Source organism: Paraburkholderia gardini (assembly GCF_907164545.1).
GTDB lineage: Bacteria > Pseudomonadota > Gammaproteobacteria > Burkholderiales > Burkholderiaceae > Paraburkholderia > Paraburkholderia gardini.
Genome location: NZ_CAJQZB010000003.1, coordinates 1 through 18,867 on the forward strand (window position 1 = coordinate 1; position 18,867 = coordinate 18,867).

17 protein-coding genes are annotated in these 18,867 nt (G+C 61.3%); 8 read left to right on the forward strand and 9 right to left on the reverse strand.

Annotated elements, in window-relative coordinates:
- Positions 1-352: 352 nt before the first annotated feature.
- Positions 353-928, reverse strand: coding sequence for a TetR/AcrR family transcriptional regulator (locus tag LPA37_RS03300; protein ID WP_228981684.1), 576 nt, complete (start codon positions 926-928; stop codon positions 353-355).
- 130 nt (positions 929-1,058) lie between these two features.
- Here LPA37_RS03300 and LPA37_RS03305 point away from each other — a divergent pair, with 130 nt between their 5' ends.
- From LPA37_RS03305 to LPA37_RS03315, 3 genes are all read left to right on the forward strand, one after another.
- Entirely contained in the window at positions 1,059-1,793 is a 735-nt protein-coding gene (locus tag LPA37_RS03305) for an SDR family NAD(P)-dependent oxidoreductase (protein ID WP_228981677.1), read from the forward strand.
- Between the two features lie 103 nt (positions 1,794-1,896).
- Complete coding sequence (locus LPA37_RS03310) at positions 1,897-2,493, forward strand: NADPH-dependent F420 reductase (protein ID WP_228981675.1); 597 nt, start codon at positions 1,897-1,899, stop codon at positions 2,491-2,493.
- 76 nt (positions 2,494-2,569) lie between these two features.
- Complete coding sequence (locus LPA37_RS03315; protein WP_229011745.1) at positions 2,570-3,175, forward strand: ester cyclase; 606 nt, start codon at positions 2,570-2,572, stop codon at positions 3,173-3,175.
- Between the two features lie 151 nt (positions 3,176-3,326).
- On the opposite strand, the gene LPA37_RS03320 is transcribed toward LPA37_RS03315, so the two are convergent.
- From LPA37_RS03320 to LPA37_RS03340, 5 genes are all read right to left on the reverse strand, one after another.
- On the reverse strand, positions 3,327-4,574 hold the full coding sequence (locus tag LPA37_RS03320; RefSeq protein WP_228981671.1) for an enolase C-terminal domain-like protein: 1,248 nt from the start codon (positions 4,572-4,574) through the stop codon (positions 3,327-3,329).
- 52 nt (positions 4,575-4,626) lie between these two features.
- Positions 4,627-5,919 carry an MFS transporter gene (locus tag LPA37_RS03325; RefSeq protein ID WP_228981668.1) on the reverse strand — a complete coding sequence of 431 codons (1,293 nt, stop codon included), beginning with the start codon at positions 5,917-5,919 and terminating at the stop codon, positions 4,627-4,629.
- A gap of 84 nt (positions 5,920-6,003) precedes the next feature.
- On the reverse strand, positions 6,004-6,771 hold the full coding sequence (locus tag LPA37_RS03330) for an SDR family oxidoreductase (RefSeq protein WP_229011422.1): 768 nt from the start codon (positions 6,769-6,771) through the stop codon (positions 6,004-6,006).
- Between the two features lie 127 nt (positions 6,772-6,898).
- Positions 6,899-7,618, reverse strand: a complete 720-nt coding sequence (locus tag LPA37_RS03335) for a FadR/GntR family transcriptional regulator (RefSeq protein ID WP_228981665.1) — start codon at positions 7,616-7,618, stop codon at positions 6,899-6,901.
- Positions 7,619-7,795: 177 nt separating this feature from the next.
- Positions 7,796-10,162 carry a DNA polymerase II gene (locus LPA37_RS03340; RefSeq protein WP_229011424.1) on the reverse strand — a complete coding sequence of 789 codons (2,367 nt, stop codon included), beginning with the start codon at positions 10,160-10,162 and terminating at the stop codon, positions 7,796-7,798.
- A gap of 179 nt (positions 10,163-10,341) precedes the next feature.
- Between LPA37_RS03340 and LPA37_RS03345 the strand changes: the two genes are divergently transcribed.
- The gene (locus LPA37_RS03345) at positions 10,342-10,695 is read left to right on the forward strand and encodes a DUF1428 domain-containing protein (protein WP_229011425.1); all 354 of its coding nucleotides are present in this window, start codon (positions 10,342-10,344) and stop codon (positions 10,693-10,695) included.
- Positions 10,696-10,863: 168 nt separating this feature from the next.
- A complete protein-coding gene (locus tag LPA37_RS03350; RefSeq protein ID WP_228981656.1) occupies positions 10,864-12,303 on the forward strand; it encodes an MFS transporter in 1,440 nt (479 codons plus the stop codon).
- A 54-nt stretch (positions 12,304-12,357) separates the two neighbouring features.
- Here LPA37_RS03350 and LPA37_RS03355 read toward each other — a convergent pair whose 3' ends face one another.
- From LPA37_RS03355 to LPA37_RS03365, 3 genes are all read right to left on the reverse strand, one after another.
- Positions 12,358-13,368, reverse strand: coding sequence for a DUF2891 domain-containing protein (locus LPA37_RS03355; protein WP_228981653.1), 1,011 nt, complete (start codon positions 13,366-13,368; stop codon positions 12,358-12,360).
- Between the two features lie 106 nt (positions 13,369-13,474).
- Positions 13,475-14,017: an ankyrin repeat domain-containing protein gene (locus LPA37_RS03360; RefSeq protein ID WP_228981651.1), complete on the reverse strand. Its 543-nt coding sequence runs from the start codon at positions 14,015-14,017 to the stop codon at positions 13,475-13,477.
- Between the two features lie 98 nt (positions 14,018-14,115).
- On the reverse strand, positions 14,116-14,910 hold the full coding sequence (locus tag LPA37_RS03365; protein WP_407672479.1) for a TetR/AcrR family transcriptional regulator: 795 nt from the start codon (positions 14,908-14,910) through the stop codon (positions 14,116-14,118).
- Between the two features lie 264 nt (positions 14,911-15,174).
- Here LPA37_RS03365 and LPA37_RS03370 point away from each other — a divergent pair, with 264 nt between their 5' ends.
- The 3 genes from LPA37_RS03370 to LPA37_RS03380 are packed head-to-tail and all read left to right on the forward strand — an operon-like array spanning position 15,175 to position 18,806.
- Positions 15,175-16,356 carry an isovaleryl-CoA dehydrogenase gene (locus tag LPA37_RS03370; RefSeq protein WP_090534375.1) on the forward strand — a complete coding sequence of 394 codons (1,182 nt, stop codon included), beginning with the start codon at positions 15,175-15,177 and terminating at the stop codon, positions 16,354-16,356.
- 33 nt (positions 16,357-16,389) lie between these two features.
- On the forward strand, positions 16,390-17,997 hold the full coding sequence (locus LPA37_RS03375; RefSeq protein ID WP_229011426.1) for a carboxyl transferase domain-containing protein: 1,608 nt from the start codon (positions 16,390-16,392) through the stop codon (positions 17,995-17,997).
- 23 nt (positions 17,998-18,020) lie between these two features.
- Positions 18,021-18,806, forward strand: a complete 786-nt coding sequence (locus LPA37_RS03380; RefSeq protein WP_228981649.1) for an enoyl-CoA hydratase/isomerase family protein — start codon at positions 18,021-18,023, stop codon at positions 18,804-18,806.
- The last annotated feature ends 61 nt before the right edge of the window (positions 18,807-18,867 follow it).

Below are 18,867 nucleotides of genomic sequence, written 5' to 3' on the forward strand. Positions count from 1 at the left end.
CCCCGCCCCGCGGCGCTTATTCAGTGCAACCCCCGCTGGCCGACCCAAACCCCCCCCCCGCCGCGCCGGGAGCGATCCTGGGAGCCGTATCACCCGTTCTTGATCGATGCTCCTGTCAAACGAAGTTCAGGCGTACGGAGCATCGGACAAGGTTCGACCATGTGCGGTCGCTGGGTAGTACGACCGCTCAACTGCTCCAGCGTCTTGTCGCCGTCGTCAACAGCCGCTCAAAACTCCCGATACGATCAGCTGCATTCGTCACCCTTGCCAGGACTTTTGTGCATGGTCTCGCCGGCGCCGGTCATAGCGGACGCCATCCGGCGCAATGCAGACAACAACTCGTTGCGCCCTGTTACGTTGCCTTCCTGACATCGTTGCCAGGCCGGTTTGTCAGGATGGCGCTCGTAATAACGTGAAAGAGATGATCGGCGCGTGGCGCGAATGAGGGTTGGTCAACGAGCCAACCGAGCGCCGACATCAGGGCAAACAGGTCGACCCCATCCATATCGGCGCGCGCCGTTCCCTCGGCCTGAGCTCGGAGCAGTAGCCGCGCGCCCGCTGAATGCACCGCTGAGCATGAAGCGTGAAGCGCGGACTCCGGGTCCGCATGGGCGTTCGCCATCAAGGCGACAACGCCGCTATAGCTATGAACGAATGCCACCCCTTCGCGAAACCAGGACACGAGCGCTTCGTCAGGTGGATTCGACGATTCGAATTCGCTTGCCTTCTGCGTGAGTGCGTCCAGATTCGTACGCAGCAACGCTTCGAACAAGGCTTCTCGCGTCGGGAAATGGCGAAACAGTGTGGCCAACCCGACGTTGGCCTGGCGGGCGATATCGCGCATGGACGCGTCGGCACCATGCTCGGTGATGACGTTGCGCGCGACCTCAAGTAGATGACTGTAATTTTTTCTGGCGTCGGCTCGCATAAATTGCCTTGACAACCGGATCAGTGATCCGAATATAATGAACCTGTATCTGGATCAGTGATCCACAAGATACAGCACATTTGTGCAAATGGGAACAGAGACGCTGTCCGACATCACGAAAGGAGAAGTCATGGGAAAGCTTGAGGGTAAGGTTGCAGTCATCACGGGCGGATCGAGCGGCATGGCGCTGGCGAGCGCCAGGCGGTTCGTTGAAGAAGGCGCCTATGTGTTCATCACGGGCCGGAGGCAGGAGGCGCTCGACGAGGCCGTCAAGCTGATTGGCCGGAACGTGACCGGCGTGCGCGGCGACGCGGCCAGTCTGGACGATCTCGACCGCCTGTTCGATACAGTCAGGCGGGAAAAGGGCAAGATCGACATCCTGTTCGCGAGCGCAGGCACGGGCGAAGCCGTCCCTCTGGGCGAGATTACCGAGCAGCACTTCGATGCGACCTTCGGCCTGAATACGCGCGGCACGCTGTTTGCGGTTCAGAAGGCGTTGCCGCTGTTCAACGATGGCGGATCGATCTTCATGACCGGGTCAGTTGCTTCGGTGAAAGGTTTTCCTGGTTATGGCGTGTATGCGGCGAGCAAGGCGGCGTTGCGCTCATTCGCACGCACCTGGCTTAACGAACTGAAGGGCAGGAATATCCGGGTGAACGTGCTGAGCCCGGGGCCGATCGCCACACCGATGCAGGACCAGATTCTCACCGAGGAGGCGAAGCGGATGTTCGAATCCCTGATTCCGCGGGGAAAGATGGGTCGTCCTGAGGAAATCGCGACGGTCGCGCTGTTTCTTGCGTCAGACGATTCGAGCTTCGTGAATGGGGTGGAGTTGTCTGTCGACGGCGGCTTCTCGGCCATCTGAAATCGCGCCGAAAGGCGCGTAGAAGGACCTGTCAACTCGACGAATATGATCCGGGTTGTGTCGATAAATATGGATTCCTTAAAATACTGAATGGAGAGTTCGCGTGAGCTATTCGATTATTGGCTTTGGCGCGGTAGGTCAGGCACTCGCCCGAGCGTTTGCAAGAAAGAACATCGATGTGACCGTCGCCAGCCGGCGTCCTCCCGAGATGTTGATGCAGCAGGCACAAGCGATCGGCCCCACCGTTGTCCCCAGGACGCTGCAGGATGCAATCGCGTCCGACACGATCTTCCTGGCGGTTCCGTTTTGGGAACATCGCGAAGTCGCGAAGCAGATCACAACCTGGCACGGCAAGACGATCATCGACGCGACAAATACAAATGCTCCAGTTGAAGACCTGGATGGTCAGCCATCGTCCGCGGTTGTCGCCAGGGCGTTTACCGGCGCCAGGTTCGTAAAGGGCTTTAACCATCTGTCCGCTGCCGTTCTGGCCGCTGATCCGGGCGTGAATGGCGGCAGCCGCGTCGTGTTTTTGTCGAGTGATGACGAAAATGCGGTGGCACCGGTCGCGGTTCTGGCCGAACAACTCGGTTTCGCGCCGATTGCGCTAGGACCGCTCAAGGATGGCGGCTCGCTCGTCCAGGCCAGGGGCAATACCTGGGGTAAACTGATCTTCAAGGATCTCGTCAGGTTCAAATAGCGGCGCGTCAGGACAAAGTCACAGCGGCCACGTGCATCGCTAAACGCGTGCTGATGATCTGACCGGGATTCAGTTGGTGCTGCTGAGCGAGTGCATGATGGCCGCTCGCGACCCGTCGGCCGCGAGCGCCCGTACTGCAGACGTGATGCGGACGGATGTCCGTTCGGAACTGGAAGGCGGCCATTGCCGACATGGCGACCCGAGCGACAGCTACGAGCCGAAAATACGCATTCGTCGAAATCACCGGGAGGCCATGAGCACCATGCACGATATCAGCGGTGTTGTTCGCGGGTTTGTCGAGGAAGTCCTCAACCAGGGGCGGATCGATGCCGTCGACCGGTTCTTCCGGGATGACATGGTCGAGCACGTGCCGTTTCCCGGCCAGGGTTCCGGTCTGCAAGGTCTCAAGGAGGTTCTACGTGAGATGCGGACCGCATTCCCGGATATGCACTGGACCATTGAGGAGCAACTGACTGAGCGTGACCGCGTGCTGACCCGCTTCGAGTGGACGGGCACTCATCGGGGAGCGTTCCTGGGCGTGCCCGCAACGGGGCGGCCGGTAAAGGTGTGGGGCATGGTCATCGACCGCGTGGAGGAGGGCAGGATCAAGGAAACCCGCATCATCATGGACATGCTCGGACTGATGATGCAACTCGGCGCGGTCCTTCCACCGGGTCAGTGACACCAGCATGGTCGAGCACGCACCGGCATGACTGACTGTCGATATCCCGGAAGCTATTGTTGAAGCGTTGCGGGTGCAATGGTCGGGAGTGGAAATCGCAGCGTGATTCGCCCTGAACTGAAGGCGCACAGTCGAGGCTGGATCAGCCGCTTTACGGAGTCTGGAGCGTCCCATCCTTCAGTCGTGTCTGCGTCCACGTCGTCGTCGTATTTTCGCAAGGATATTTCGCCGCCTCGACCTCGTTGATGTCCACGCCCAGGCCCGGTTTGTCATTGGCATAGACGTAGCCGTTCCTGAATTCGGGCAGGCCGGGGAATACATCGAGCAGAGCCTCTTTCGGTCCCTTCAGGTTCTGGATGACGAAATTCGGCGGCTCGGTGCCGGACCACTCCTGGACACCAAAATTGCGCGCAGGCAGATCGATATGAATATTGGCCGCGTGAGCCAATGGCGACATATCGCCTGGACCGTGCCATGCCGTCCTGACGCCGAACTGTTCGGCAAAGATCTGCAGCTTCCTGCCGGCGGTAATGCCGCCAATCTGGCTGAGATGAACCCGGATGTAATCGATCAGCCGCCCGGTAATCAGGAATTTCCATTCAGCAGGGTTGTTGAACAGCTCACCCTGGGCCAGCGGAGTGCTCGTCTTTGCCCGCAGTTGACGTATCCACTCAGCTTCTTCCAGCGGGATGGCATCTTCCAGGAAGAACAGGTCATAGGGCTCCAGTTCACATGCAAACCGGATGGCCTCGATCGGCCTTAGACGCTCATGCACGTCATGACACAAGGCAACATCGAATCCGATCCTGCTACGAATGCCATCGAACAGCTTGAGCGTCTCGCGCATATACTTTTTGCTGTCCAGGTAGACGCCGTCCATTGCTCCTTCCGGCGCGGATGAGGGTGCCTTGCCGTAGCGGGCGCCCCCATATCCGCCGCTCTGGCAACGGATATGAGTAATGCCCTGTTCCTGGTATTGCTGGATGTTGTCGCATAACTCGTTCAGATCCTTGCCGTCGGCGTGGCGATAGATCGGCACACCTTCACGGCACTTGCCGCCGAATAACTGGTACAGCGGCATGTCGGCCATCTTGCCCTTGATGTCCCACAGTGCCATGTCGATGCCGGAGATCGCATTGTTCTCGATTGGACCATTGCGCCAGTACGCGTTCTGGTGCATCAATTGCCAGAGTTCCTCGATCGCTTCGGCGTCCCTGCCGATCAGGAGCGGCCGCAGATATTCCTCGATCAGACACTTGACCGCGACATGCCGGTAGGCAAATGTCGCGCAGCCGAGCCCGTACAGTCCGTCCTGGTTGGTCTCGAGTTTGACGACAGTGAGGTTGATGCCTTCCGGCGCGGTCAGGATGACCTTTACGTCCGTAATCAGGGTTGCCATTTTCAGCCTGCCAGAATCGAATCGATAAAACGAAGCCGCATCGCGTGGTTCCTTACGTGCGGCGCAGCGAGAGCGAATCTTCATCCTTCGTGCGCTGACCGGAATGCGCCGGCACGGTGATCATCAGGATGACTGATAGAAGCAGACCGGCCGCCATGAAGATATACGAGGCCGCGGGGCTGCCGGTCGCGCCGTTCAGGTACCCGACGACGTACGAGCCCGCGAACGCGCCCAGTGCGCCGCACGCATTGACCAGACCGATCGCGCCGCCCAGCACGTTGCCTGGGATCAGTTCCGGTATCAGCGCGAAAAACGGACCATACGGTGCATACATCGTTGCGCCTGCAACGACCAGCAGCGCGAACGAAATCCAGAAGTGCGATCCGCCGATCAGGTACGAAGCCACGAACGCGATGGTCCCTATGAGCAGCAGCGGCCAGACGAACAGCTTGCGGTTGCGCGTCCTGTCCGACAGCCAGGACGCGAGCAGCATCAGGATGATTGCCGCGAGATACGGAACCGCGGCAAGCCAGCCGATCGATACGATGTCGATGGTGGACGCGGCCTTGAGAATCGACGGCAACCACATGATGAAGCCGTACACACCGATACTCCACAGCGCATGAATCGCGCAGCACTTCAGCACGATCGGCGAACGGAAGGCCGCCTTGTAGTCGCGCACCGGCGCGATGTCCGCCTGCTCGGCCTTCAGACGGGCGGCAAATTCGGTCTTTTCAGCGTCGCTCATCCAGGTGACGTTGGCCGGGCGATCCTGCACCGTAAACCACCAGACCACCGCCCAGATGAGCGCCGGCAGGCCTTCGAGGATAAACATCTCGCGCCAGCCGAAGCTGTGGACCAGATAGCCCGACACCACCGACATCCACAGCACCGTGACCGGATTGCCGAGAATGAGGAACGTGTTGGCACGCGAGCGTTCGCTGCGCGTGAACCATCGGCTGATGTACATCAGCATTGAAGGCATGACAGCCGCCTCCACCACGCCGAGCACGAAGCGCAACACCATCAGCATCGGAATGTTGCTGACCATCCCGGTCGCCGCGGCGCACAGTCCCCACAGGACCAGGCTGAAGAAGATCAGCTTCTTCACACTGTTGCGTTGCGCGTAGATCGCGCCGGGTACCTGGAACAGGCAGTAGCCGAGAAAGAACAGCGAGCCGATCAGCGACGATGTGCCCTGCGAGATACCGAGGTCCCGGTTGATCCCGGCCGCCGCGGCGAAGCCGTAGTTCGCGCGGTCGAGATAGGCCAGGCTGTAAGTGATGAAGATGATGGGCATCAGATACCACCATCTTTGGGTTGCTACGGGTTTGACGCTTTCCATGATGTCTCCAGATCGATACGTCACACAGACGGTTTGCCTCGCGCGAGCCGTTTTTTGTTTTGATGTCCCCGCGCGAACCTGCATTCAAAGCACGGCCAGCCAGCCGCCATCGACGTAGATGATCTGGCCGTTCACATAACTCGATGCTGGCGACGCCAGATACACCGTCGTGCCGACGAGTTCCTCCGGCTTGCCCCAGCGTTGCGATGGATTGCTGCTCTTGACCCACGCGTCGAAGGCGGCGTTCTCGATCAGCGGCTTGTTCATGTCGGTCAGGATGTAACCCGGCCCGATCGCGTTAGCCTGAATGTTCGACGCCGCCCACTCGGCGCTCATCGCGCGGGTCAGCATCTTGATGCCGCCCTTCGCTGCCGTGTACGCGCCGACAGTCGCGCGACCGGCTTCGCTCGTGAGCGAGCCGATGTTGATGATCTTGCCGCCCGTGCCGCGCGCGATCATGCGGCGCGCAGCCTGCTTCGCGACGATGAACGCGCTCGTCAGATTGGTGTCGATCACACGCTGCCAGTCGCTCAGTTCGAGTTCGACGAGGGGCTTGCGAAACTGGATGCCGGCGTTGTTGACGACGATGTCGACCTGCACGCCGTCCTTGTCCCATTGCGCGAACGCGTCGGCGACGGCGTGCTCGTCGGTGACGTCGAAGGCGCGGCCTCGTACGTCGAATCCTTTGGCTGCGAGCCGGCTGGCCGCTTCGGCGACCGTATCCGCACGCGTGCCGTTCAGGATCACGCTGGCGCCCGCGGTGGCCAGCCCTTCAGCAAGCGCGAAGCCGATGCCGCGAGCCGAACCGGTTACGAGCGCCGTGCGGCCGCTCAGATCGAATAGCTGTGTCATGCGCTTGTCCTCTCCATGTTCAGAAACGAGGCGCGAGTGCACCCCTCGCGACGGTTGATCCAGTCGCGATAACGCGTTGGTGTGGGGTCCGCTGGCGAAGCCGTCGGACAGGTCGCTGGACGCGCTCCTAAACGGGCTGGTCGTTCACGGTGCGATTCAGCGCGGCACGATCCTCGAAATCGTTCTCCGCGCGCCGGATGAGCGTGAGGACAGCAGCCTCCGCCGTCTCCGGGTCGCCTTTCTCGATCGCGACGCACAGCGCTTCGTGCATCGGTAGCGAACGGGCCGGGCCACCGGCGATTTCAGAGCTGAGCTCGAAGCTCGTGCGCAGGATCGCCGACAGCGCGTTCTGCATCTGCTGGACGAACTGGTTGTGACAGGCCGTCAGGATGGCCCCGTGAAACGCGAGGTCGGCGGGAACGTATTCACCGTGACCGGCGACCGCTCGCTCCATCGCCCTGAAGGCACGCCGCACCGCGTGCCGATCCTCCTCAGTCGCGCGCTTCGCGGCGAGCCTTGCCGCGTTCGGCTCGATGATCATCCGCAGTTCCATCAAGTCCTGGATCAGGCCGTCGTCGACCGCTTCCGCCCGCGCGCGCCACGTGATCACGTCCGGATCGAACAATTGCCATTGCGCACGCGGCAGCACGACCGTGCCATACCGGCGGCGCACTTCGAGCATGCCCTTGGCGGACAGCGATTTCATCGTTTCGCGAATGACGATGCGACTGACCTGCATCTGCTCCGCGAGAACAGGCTCTGCCGGCAGAATATCGCCCGGCATGAATTTGCCTGAGCAGATCTGCTCGCCCATCTGGTTCAGAACCTGTCTGTGCAACGTGGCCATAATTCGCTCTCTAGGTCATACGTATGATGTAGAACGATAAATATGCAGATGTACCCGCGCAATAGGGGTTGACCCGAGGTCAGGCTTTCACGCGGGCGAGGGTCAACGCCGTGTTCGCTCGCTGTAGTCGAATACATCCGCGAACACCCGCGAAATGGCACAGGCCGCCATCGATCGTCAGAAGAGAGCTTTCTGCCCCGACATCAGCGTTTCGAAGTCGTCGCCGAGCAGAGGAAGAATCGCGTCGGCCACAGGCTGCAACTGGCGCGTCAGATAGTGGTCGTAGTCCATGTCCGAGCGTAACGTTTCCAGCGGCTCGGGGCCTGCGCCTGTCATCACGTAGCTGATCCAGCCGCCACTCTGATATTGCAGCGGTCGGCCTCTCTCGCGATTGAGCTCGTCGGCGATGCGCGCGGCGCGCACGTGCGGCGGAACGTTGCGTTGATAGTCTTCGAGCGGACGGCGCAGCCGCTTGCGATACACCAGTTGATCGTCGAACTCGCCGCGTAGCGTTCGATGAACGTAGTCGCGGATGTAATCCTGGTAGGGCTGCCGCCTGAAGATGCGCAGATAGAGCTGCTGCTGAAACCGCTGCGCAAGCGGCGTCCAGTCGGTGCGCACCGTTTCGAGCCCTTTATAGATGACGTCTTCGGAGCCGTCCGGCAGCACCGTCAAACCCGCATAGCGTTTCTTGCTGCCTTCCTCCGCGCCGCGAACCGTAGGCATGAAAAAGCGGCGATAGTGCCGTTCGAACTGGAGTTCAAGCGCGCTTTCGAGTCCAAAGCGCGCCGCGACGTGTTGTTGCCACCACTGCGTAATGTGCGTGACCAGTGTGCGACCGATCTGCGCGGCTTCGTCCTCGGAGTGGGCGTGCCTGAGCCACACGAACATCGAATCGGTATCGCCGTAGATGACTTCGTAACCCTCTGCCTCGATCAGCTCACGCGTTTTGCGCATGATTTCGTGCCCGCGCATCGTAATCGACGACGCAAGGCGCGGGTCGAAGAAGCGGCAACCCGTCGACCCCAGCACGCCATAGAACGCGTTCATGATGATTTTCAGCGCCTGCGAGAGCGGCTTGTTCTGCTCGCGCCTGGCGGCTTCGCGTCCTTCCCAGACCTGACTGACGACAGACGGCAGACAGTGTTTGCCGCGCGAAAAGCGGGCGCCAAGGAAGCCCGGCACGGAATCCGCGTCATCGGGATGCTGCATGCCTTCCACCAGCCCGACCGGATCGATCAGAAACGTGCGGATGATCGATGGATAAAGGCTCTTGTAATCCAGCACGAGCACGGAATCGTAGAGGCCCGGGCGCGAATCCATGACGAGCCCGCCAGGGCTGGCTTGCCCGTTTATATCGCCTGGATTGGGCGCGACGAAACCCATGCGATGCATCCGCGGCATGTAGAGATGCGTGAACGCCGCGACGGATCCACCGCTGCGATCCGCGGCAAGCCCGGTGACAGTGGCGCGTTCGAGCAGGAACGTCAGCAGTTCCGTTCTGGCGAAGATGCGCGTGACCAGCTCGCAATCCTTGAGGTTGTATTTCGCAAGCGCCGGTTTGTCTTCGTCAAAGCGCCGCTGGATTTCCTCCATGCGCTGATACGGATTGTCGATGGATTTGCCTTCGCCCAGCACGGACTGCGCGACGTATTCAAGGCTGAACGACGGAAAGCTCCATGTTGCCGACTTGAGTGCCTCGATGCCGTCGATGATCAGACGCCCGGCGGCACCCGCAAAGAAATGGTTCTTTTGATGACCGTGCTCGCGCCATTCCATGACGCTTGCGCCACGCCCGAGTCTGAGCGGAACGCGATAACGTTCAGCGTGTTCCTGCAACACGCGCAGATCGAACTGGACGAGGTTCCAGCCGATAATCGCATCGGGATCGTGAGCGGCGAACCATTCATTGAGCTTTTCCAGCATCTGCGGCCGGCTTTCGCAGTATTCGAACTGAAAGTCGATGATGCTTTCGTCGCCATTCGCGGGGCCCAGCATATACACCTGGCGTTGACCGCACCCTTCCAGTGCGATCGAATAGAGGTCGCCATGAGCGCTGGTTTCGATATCGAGCGACACGAGTCTGAGTTGCGGGCGATACGCCGTGCAAGGCTTCATCTCGGCGTTCACGAGCATGCCGTTTTCGGTCGCCTCGCCGCTGAACGTGACGGGCGCCGTGATGAATCGCTCCATCATGTAGCGCTCGGGCGGAAAGATGTCCGCTTCATAGACATCGACGCCGCCGTGCCTTAACCGCTTTTCCAGCGCGCCAAGCTGGCGATAGTGCCGGCAATACATCCCCAATACGGGACGATGATGAAAATCGACGAGCCCCAGCGGACGCAACTCGACCTGGGATTCACGACGCAATACGGTCTCGGCGCGCTCGCGCTGCTCAGCGGGAATAAACGCGACCGACGTCTGCGGCCGCAGCCGGATATGACGCGGCCCCTGACCGGTTGCGAGCCAGAACTCGACCTCCGTGCCGGTGGCCGTATCGCGCCAGTGTCGGGTCAGAAGAAAGCCTTGATGTTGCTCAGTCAAACGATCGCCTTTGGATGCTCATCTCTCGGGGCAATTTTACTGTCTGCGCGGTTTCAGCGTTGTCGATTTCCTGCTGTGCCGTTCGTCGTGTCTGAAGGCGGGAAGGCTGACAACAGGCTGCGCCGCGGCGAAGCGGCTTCCCGCCCTCATTCCTGTTCAATCGAAGAAGGAGCCCGTTCATGACTTACATCGACGGTTTTGTTGCAGCGGTACCTACAGCCAGTCGCGAAGCGTTCAGGCAACACGCCGAGGTTGCTGCGGCGGTCTTCAGGGAGCAGGGGGCCTTGCAGGTGGTCGAATGCTGGGGCGACGACGTACCGGAAGGAACGCTGACTTCGTTTCCGATGGCCGTTAAACGCAAGGATGACGAGACCGTTGTCTTTTCGTGGATTCTCTGGCCGTCCCGTCAGGTGCGCGACAAGGGCATGCGGGCCGTCATGGCGGACCCGCGCTTGCGGCCCGAGACGAATCCGATGCCCTTCGACGGCAAACGGGCGATCTTCGGCGGCTTCGAAGTGATCGTGGAAGCCTGATCTGCCGTCGCGGTGGCCACGGGTGTGGGGAAAATCACGACGTTCGAGCCGTTCAGGGGCGCTCACCGCTAGAATGCTGCCGGACCCTGCGCCCGGCGGTGCGCGTGCTCATCGCACGCGTGCGGAGTAAAAAGCCGGCGCAAGACCGGCCTCACTCTGGAGACAAGAATGGTAACCCCTGAACAGGATCGGGCCGCGGCGTACGCGGCGGCCTCCCGTGAACCCGCCGTCCTCGCCATCGACGCGGGCACCATTTCCGCGCGTCTGGACCGGCTGCCCGCGACACGTTCGATCTGGAAGCTCGTCGTTCTGCTAAGCCTTGGTTTTTTCTTTGAGCTGTACGATCTTCTTTATACCGGCTACGTGGCGCCCGGGCTCGTCAGGAGCGGTCTGCTGACCGCCACGACGCATGGCCTCTTTGGCACAACCGGCATCGCAAGTTTTATCGCCGCGCTATTTGCGGGCCTCTTTGTCGGCACGATCGCCTGCGGTTTTCTTGCCGACCGTTTTGGGCGCCGCGCAATCTTCACGTATTCGCTGCTGTGGTACACGGTCGCCAACGTCATCATGGCGTTCCAGGAGACCGCGCTCGGGCTGAACGTCTGGCGTTTCATAGCGGGTGTGGGTATTGGCGTCGAACTCGTGACGATCGGCACGTACATCGCGGAACTGGTGCCGAGGCAGATCCGCGGCCGGGCATTCGCCTGCGAGCAGGCAGTCGGCTTCACGGCCGTACCAGTGGTGGCGTTTCTCGCGTATCTGCTGGTGCCGCACGCTTTCTTCGGGCTCGATGGCTGGCGCTGGGTGGTGCTGATCGGCGCGCACGGCGCGCTCTTTGTGTGGTGGATTCGCCGCGCGTTACCCGAGAGCCCGCGATGGCTCGCGCAGCAGGGCCGTCTCGACGAGGCGGACCGTGTGATGACGGCGCTCGAAGCCAGAGTAGAGGCCGAATACGGCCGGCCGTTGCCGCCGCCGGAGCAGGTCGTCGCGATGCCGGAACGCGGCCGGTTCCGCGATATGTGGATGCCCCCGTACCGTTCGCGCACGTTGATGATGGTGATCTTCAACGTCTTCCAGACGGTGGGGTTCTATGGCTTCGCCAACTGGGTGCCGACGTTGCTGATCAAGCAGGGCATCACGATCACAACGAGCCTGCTGTATTCGAGCATCATCGCGCTGGCTGCACCGCTGGGACCTGTGATCGGGCTTGCGATCGCGGATCGTTTCGAGCGCAAGAGCGTGATCGTGGCGACGGCGGGTGCGATCGTGGTGTGCGGTTTGTGGTTCAGCCAGGTGTCGGACGCGTTGTTGCTGGTCGGGCTTGGCGTGTGCCTGACGCTGGCAAGCAACATCATGTCGTACAGCTTTCACGCGTATCAGGCCGAGCTGTTCCCGACGAGCATCCGTGCGCGCGCGGTCGGCTTTGTCTATTCGTGGAGCCGTTTCTCCGCGATCTTTACCGCGTTCCTGATTGCTGCTGCGTTGCGGCAGTTTGGTTCGACAGGTGTGTTCGTGCTGATCGCCGGCGCGATGCTGATCGTCATGGCGGCGATTGGATTGATGGGCCCGCGCACGAAGGGTCGTGCGCTTGAAGCAATTTCGCACTGAACCGGACGATCCCGGGAGGGATCGTCCACGTGATACCCTGGCATGTGGCCTTCCTCAAGCCTCCAGCGCCAGCAACGCAAACGTCGCGAGCCAGTGTTCGCCCATGTAGTCGCCTGCGACGTGATCCAGCGCAGCCGCCAGATGCGTATCGGCCGCTTCGAAGAGTACAGTGGCGCGCGCATCGCCCGAAGGCAGTGCCCGCGCGATCGAGCGTTGACACCACGCACGGCTGAGATTCAACCCGTCGAGGTGCGCGATCTTTCCGTCCGTACGGTCTGTCACCGTGGCCGGTATGAAAAGCGTCGCGGGTTTGCACGCGGCAATATCCGGCAGGAAGCGCGTGAACCACGCGATAAATTCCTCCGGTGGCAACACGCGTTGCATCAATGCGGCTTCCATCAGCGATGGCGACAGAAATTCGTCACCTGACGGCTCCCACGCCTGGCACGCAGCGTCTTCCAGATACCACCGCTTCGACGTGTCGGAGATCAGGCCGGCGAGTGACCGATGCCCCGTCTGACGCGCGAAATCGAGCGCGAGCGAAAGCGCAAACGCTGTGTTGAAATGCGTGCCGACGCGCAACGGATACGTCGACTTCGGCAGAAATTCCTCGAAGCGTTCGACAAACGTCTGGGTTAGCGGCGCGATTGTCGTGGCCCAGGTTGAAGCCCGCGGCAAGCTCATTGACTGCACCTGTGCCGCGAGTGCAAGCAGCCAGCCCCAGCCATATGGACGTTCGAAACCGCGATTGTGCGGCAGATCGAGATAGGCCATCTCACCTGCGACGTTCGCCGCGGTGAAATGCTCATCGACGACTGCGATGATGCGCTTCGCTTCGGGCAGGTCCGGAAAGCGGTCGATCAATCTCAGCACGAGCCAGTAACCGTGCACGCACGAATGCCAGTCGTAGCTGCCATAGAAAACCGGATGCAGCGCGCGCGGCCCTTGCACGTCTTGCGGGCCGGCCAGCGAATGGGTCAGCTTGTTCGGATATTCGCGCGTCAGATGATCGAGCGCCAGCGTAGCGAATTTCGATGCGATAGCGGAAGTGAGTTGAGTGGTCATCGGTACACCAGCAAAAACGTTAGCCTGCATTTTGCAGGCACCTAACGATTGTGCCCCACGTGTGTTGAAGACGCACGCACAACGCACCCAGACGTTGTTCGAATCCTCACGATTTCGCTTTCACGAGAATCGCGGGCGTATCCGGCGCGCCCATTCTGTTTGCTGCATCCAGCGGCGTAAACCCACCCGAGTCGCGTGCTTCAGGATTGGCGCCGTTCGCGATCAGGAGGTCGACGATCTCCGTGCGATTGAACATCGCGGCGATCATGAGCGCGGTGCGGCCATCGGGTGACGCGCCTTCGACATCCGCACCCTGTGCGAGCAATGTTTCAACGACGTTCCTGAATCCTTTAAATGCAGCGCCGGCAATCGGCGTCTGGCCATTGTCGTTGCGCAGGTTGGGATCCGCACCATGTTCCGCAAGCGTTCGCACGGCATCGACGTGCCCGTGATACGCCGCGAGCATCAGCAGGCTGTCGCCTTTCTCGTTGCGAAGATTGGGCGGCACACCTTTCTCGATCACGACAGCGAGCGTGGCGGCGTCGCCGCGTCGGGCGAGGTCGAAGACTTCGCGTGCCACCTCGATGAGATCAGGATCGATTTCGGTCGAGGGCTGTGGCTTCGCGGATGAGTTGGGATGACCTGTCAAAGTGGACTCCTTCCGTCAGGACACGCCGCGAGGCGGCGTCGGGACTTCAGTCAGGATACGCATTTTGTGCGAAACGTGTGCGCGGCTTGTGCTCGCCTTCAGGCCGCGCCCGTGCCGGCTTCCTTGCGCGTACGCCGCGTCATGGTCGCGGTTTTATCCGCGTGTCCCGCCTTGTGCGCTGCTTCGACCACCTCGAGTTGACGCGTTGCCTCGCCTACCACATGCCGAAACTGCAGTAGCGCGCCGAGCGACGCGTCGGGCGGCTGCAGCGCCGACCACAGCACGTCGATCAGACGGTCGGCGGTCGCGTCGATATCGATCCGGCGATTGACCAGCGTCGCGTCCCAGAGCACATGTTCCATTGGCCCGAACACCATCGAGCGCAACAGCCGCAGCGGCACATCCTGCCGGATCTGGCCGGTTTCCTGTCCCTGCGCCAGCACCCGCATGAGCGGTGCCGTGTAACGGCGTTGCAGTTCAACCAGCGCCTCGCTGAGTTCATGTTGACGCGCGCGGCCTTCCGACAGCACGAGCGAACACAGGCCGGTGCCGTTCACCAGCATCAGGCGAAGGTGCATCCGCACGATGAACGCGAACTGCTGACGCACCGTGCCGTCGCGGGGCAGGCCCGATTCGATGGCGTCGATGATCTCGTCATACCAGTCTCCGATCACGCGCGCGCACAGTTCGCGTTTGCCGCGGAAATAACTGAATACGGTGGCCTCGGAAATGCCGAGCCGCTGTGCGATTTCGGACGTGGTAGCGCGCTCGTAGCCCTTTTCGGAGAAAACGTCGCGCCCCGTCTGAAGGATTTCCTTTACACGCTGTTGCGATTTGCGCCCGGCCGGCAGGCGGCGCGATGGAGGCAATTTGGCCTTCGGCACGGCCATGATTTGAGTCCAGTTCAGTTTTAAGCGCTCGATGCGCACGATGAAATCCATGTTAGCACGACAGAATCAGTCTGCAAGGCGGATTATGAATAATTGAGTGTGGCTCAAAAAACATATTGACGTATACGTAAATGTGGCGTGAAATTCGCCTTGAGCGGCCGCGACGCATGGATCATCATGGGAGCGGCCAGAGAGGATCGCTGAGCCCCGCTCAGAAAGCCGGCACGCCCAGCCAGGGCGGCCGCCACGGAATTCCAGGAGACATCCATGACGCATCTGCCCGGTTTGCAGTTTCCGCTTGGTGAAGAAATTGAAATGCTGCGCGACAGCATTGCAGGATTCGCCGCTAAGGAAATCGCGCCACGTGCCGCGGAAATCGACCGCACCGATCAATTCCCGATGGACCTGTGGCGCAAATTCGGCGACCTCGGCGTGCTGGGCATGACGGTCTCCGAGGAATACGGCGGCGCGAACATGGGCTATACGGCTCATATGGTCGCGATGGAGGAAATCTCGCGTGCATCGGCTTCGGTGGGTCTTTCGTATGGCGCGCACTCCAATCTCTGCGTGAACCAGATTCACCGCAACGGCACCGAAGCGCAAAAGCGCACATACCTGCCGAAGCTGCTATCGGGCGAACACGTCGGCGCGCTTGCGATGAGCGAGCCGAATGCGGGTTCGGACGTGGTCAGCATGAAACTGCGCGCCGAAAAGAAAGGCGACCGCTATGTGCTGAACGGCACGAAGATGTGGATCACCAACGGCCCCGACTGCGACACGCTCGTGGTCTACGCGAAGACCGATGTCGAAGCGGGCTCGCGCGGCATTACCGCGTTTATCGTCGAGAAGGGCATGAAGGGCTTTTCGGTTGCGCAGAAGCTCGACAAGCTCGGCATGCGCGGTTCGCACACCGGCGAACTCGTATTCGAAAACGTCGAAGTGCCGGAAGAAAACATCCTGGGCCAGCTGAACGGCGGCGTGAAAGTGCTGATGAGCGGGCTCGACTACGAACGTGCGGTGCTGGCGGGCGGCCCGACGGGCATCATGGTCGCGGTGATGGATTCGGTCGTGCCGTATATCCACGATCGCAAGCAGTTCGGTCAGTCGATCGGAGAATTCCAGCTGATCCAGGGCAAGGTCGCGGATCTGTACACCACGCTGCAGGCGTGCCGCGCGTATCTGTACGCGGTTGGCCGTCAGCTCGACACGATCGGCTCGGAACATGTGCGCCAGGTGCGCAAGGATTGCGCGGGTGTCATTCTCTACACCGCTGAAAAGGCGACGTGGATGGCCGGCGAAGCGATCCAGATTCTGGGCGGCAACGGTTATATCAACGAGTATCCGGTGGGGCGTCTGTGGCGCGATGCGAAGCTCTATGAAATCGGCGCCGGTACGAGCGAAATCCGCCGCATGCTGATTGGCCGCGAGCTGTTCGCGGAGACGATGTAAGTCCGCCCACGCGCCGAACCGGAGAGCCACGCGATGCCGATCATAGAAACAAAACTGAATCCGCGCTCGGACGATTTCCGCGCAAACGCGGCAGCGCTGGAGGCGCTGGTTGCCGATCTGAAGGCAAGGATCGCAGCGCTCTCGCTGGGCGGGGGCGCTGCCGCACGTGACAAGCACGTCTCGCGCGGCAAGTTGCTGCCGCGCGAGCGTATCGCGCAACTGCTCGATCCAGGCACGCCGTTTCTCGAACTGTCGCAGCTCGCGGCGTTCGGCATGTACAACAACGATGCGCCGGGGGCCGGTGTCATCACGGGCATCGGGCGCATTGCCGGGCAGGAGTGCGTGATCGTCTGCAACGACGCGACGGTGAAGGGGGGTACGTATTATCCGGTCACGGTCAAGAAACACGTGCGCGCGCAGGAAATCGCCGCGGAAAACCGCTTGCCATGCGTGTATCTCGTCGATTCGGGCGGCGCGAACCTGCCGAATCAGGACGACGTGTTTCCGGATCGCGATCACTTCGGGCGCATTTTCTATAACCAGGCGAATCTTTCGGCTGAAGGCATTCCGCAGATCGCGGTCGTGATGGGCTCGTGTACGGCAGGCGGCGCCTATGTGCCCGCAATGAGCGACGAGTCGATCATCGTCAGGAACCAGGGCACGATTTTTCTCGGCGGTCCGCCGCTGGTGAAGGCCGCAACCGGCGAAGTGGTCAGCGCCGAAGATCTTGGCGGCGGCGACGTGCATACACGTCTGTCCGGTGTCGTCGATCATCTTGCGCAAAACGACGCGCATGCGCTGGCGATTGCACGCAGCATCGTCGGCAACCTGAACCGTGTGAAGCAGCCGCCTGTCGCGCTGCGTGAGCCCAGGCCGCCGCGCTACGACGTCAAAAGCATGTATGGCGTGATTCCCGTCGATACGCGCAAGCCGTTCGATATCCGTGAGGTGATCGCGCGTGTCGTCGACGATTCAGCGTTCGACGAATTCAAGGCCCGCTATGGCACCACGCTTGTTTGCGGCTTCGCGCATATCTGGCGACACCCCGTCGGCATCATTGCGAACAACGGCATCCTGTTTTCCGAATCAGCGCTCAAGGGCGCGCACTTCATCGAGCTGTGCTGCCAGCGCAAGATTCCACTCGTGTTCCTGCAGAACATCACGGGCTTCATGGTGGGCCGCAAGTATGAAAACGAAGGCATCGCGCGCAACGGCGCGAAGATGGTGACGGCGGTCGCAACCGCGAAAGTGCCGAAGTTTACGGTGATCATCGGCGGCTCGTTCGGCGCGGGGAATTACGGCATGTGTGGCCGCGCGTATTCGCCGCGCTTTCTGTGGATGTGGCCTAACGCGCGCATTTCGGTGATGGGTGGCGAGCAGGCAGCGTCGGTTCTCGCAACGGTCAAGCGCGATGGCATCGAAGGAAAGGGTGGCACGTGGACCGCGGAACAGGAAGAAGCGTTCAAGCAGCCGATCCGCGAGCAGTACGAGCATCAGGGGCATCCGTACTACGCGAGCGCGCGCCTGTGGGACGACGGCGTGATCGATCCGGCGCAGACGCGCGATGTGCTGGGTCTGGGGTTGTCGGCTGCGATGAACGCGCCGATCGGGGACACGCGTTTCGGCGTGTTCAGAATGTGACACACGTGAAGGAGTCGTGCGGCATGCAATACGATCATATGGACGTCGCGTTTGCCGCTCAAGTGGCGACCGTGACGCTGAATCGCCCCGACGTGCGCAACGCGTTCAACGAAGCGATGATTGCGGAGTTGACCGATGCATTCGAATCGATGGGCGAACGGCAGGACGTGCGCGCGGTCGTGCTGGCCGCGAACGGCAAGGCGTTTTGCGCGGGCGCGGACCTGAACTGGATGAAGAAGATGGCGGGCTTCTCGGATGACGAGAACCGTGCCGACGCGATGCGTCTCGCGAACATGCTGAGCGCGATTTATCGCTGCCCGCAACCCGTGATCGCGCGCGTGAGTGGCGACGCGTACGCGGGCGGCATGGGGCTGATCGCCGCGTGCGACATCGTGGTGGCGGTCGATACGGCGCGCTTCTGCCTGTCCGAGGCGCGTCTTGGCCTGATTCCCGCGACGATCGCGCCGTATGTCATCCGTGCGCTTGGCGAGCAGGCTTCGCGCCGCTACTTCACGACGGCCGAACAGTTCGATTGCGCGACCGCGTTGCGGCTCGGACTGGTGAGCGAAATGGTCACCACGGACCAGCTCGACGCAACCATACAGCAACTCGTCGAGACGCTGATTGCAAACAGCCCGCACGCGGTACGCGAGTGCAAACGGCTCGTGCAGGACGTGGCGGGCCGTACGCTCGACGCCGCATTGATCGAAGACACCGCAGCGCGAATCGCACGCGTACGGGCAAGCGAGGAAGGCCGCGAAGGCGTCGCGTCGTTCCTTGAAAAGCGCGCGCCGGCATGGCGTACCTGATGCAACGAACGCACGCGTCGCATGCGCGACGCCCAGCATAAAGAACAGCCCGGGAGCGAGA

What these genes read in the sequence shown, in the direction of transcription:
- LPA37_RS03300 (WP_228981684.1), bottom strand. Translation starts at nt 928, where the DNA reads ATGCGAGCCGACGCCAGAAAAAATTACAGTCATCTACTTGAGGTCGCG.
- LPA37_RS03305 (WP_228981677.1), top strand. Translation starts at nt 1,059, where the DNA reads ATGGGAAAGCTTGAGGGTAAGGTTGCAGTCATCACGGGCGGATCGAGC.
- LPA37_RS03320 (WP_228981671.1), bottom strand. Translation starts at nt 4,574, where the DNA reads ATGGCAACCCTGATTACGGACGTAAAGGTCATCCTGACCGCGCCGGAA.
- LPA37_RS03325 (WP_228981668.1), bottom strand. Translation starts at nt 5,919, where the DNA reads ATGGAAAGCGTCAAACCCGTAGCAACCCAAAGATGGTGGTATCTGATG.
- LPA37_RS03330 (WP_229011422.1), bottom strand. Translation starts at nt 6,771, where the DNA reads ATGACACAGCTATTCGATCTGAGCGGCCGCACGGCGCTCGTAACCGGT.
- LPA37_RS03335 (WP_228981665.1), bottom strand. Translation starts at nt 7,618, where the DNA reads ATGGCCACGTTGCACAGACAGGTTCTGAACCAGATGGGCGAGCAGATC.
- LPA37_RS03345 (WP_229011425.1), top strand. Translation starts at nt 10,342, where the DNA reads ATGACTTACATCGACGGTTTTGTTGCAGCGGTACCTACAGCCAGTCGC.
- LPA37_RS03350 (WP_228981656.1), top strand. Translation starts at nt 10,864, where the DNA reads ATGGTAACCCCTGAACAGGATCGGGCCGCGGCGTACGCGGCGGCCTCC.
- LPA37_RS03355 (WP_228981653.1), bottom strand. Translation starts at nt 13,368, where the DNA reads ATGACCACTCAACTCACTTCCGCTATCGCATCGAAATTCGCTACGCTG.
- LPA37_RS03370 (WP_090534375.1), top strand. Translation starts at nt 15,175, where the DNA reads ATGACGCATCTGCCCGGTTTGCAGTTTCCGCTTGGTGAAGAAATTGAA.
- LPA37_RS03375 (WP_229011426.1), top strand. Translation starts at nt 16,390, where the DNA reads ATGCCGATCATAGAAACAAAACTGAATCCGCGCTCGGACGATTTCCGC.
- LPA37_RS03380 (WP_228981649.1), top strand. Translation starts at nt 18,021, where the DNA reads ATGCAATACGATCATATGGACGTCGCGTTTGCCGCTCAAGTGGCGACC.